Genomic DNA, 248 nt, shown 5'->3' with positions numbered 1-248 from the left:
ACAGATGAGATCATCAAAAATGGCTGGTTACACACCGGCGACATCGCGGTGATGGATGAAGAAGGGTTCCTGCGCATTGTCGATCGTAAAAAAGACATGATTCTGGTTTCCGGTTTTAACGTCTATCCCAACGAGATTGAAGATGTCGTCATGCAGCATCCTGGCGTACAGGAAGTCGCGGCTGTTGGCGTACCTTCCGGCTCCAGTGGTGAAGCGGTGAAAATCTTCGTAGTGAAAAAAGATCCATC

Annotated in this window: 1 protein-coding gene; it reads left to right on the top strand. The window is 48.8% G+C overall.

Going from position 1 to position 248, the window contains the following annotated elements; genetic code table 11:
* A partial coding sequence (locus tag SB756_RS33465; protein ID WP_410913685.1) for an AMP-binding enzyme occupies positions 1–248 on the top strand: 248 nt, incomplete at both ends.

Source organism: Pseudomonas sp. SIMBA_068, assembly GCF_046534705.1.
Lineage (GTDB): Bacteria > Pseudomonadota > Gammaproteobacteria > Pseudomonadales > Pseudomonadaceae > Aquipseudomonas > Aquipseudomonas putida.
Note: the sequence above shows the minus strand (reverse complement) of the source record. Positions and strands in the feature narration are given on the sequence as shown.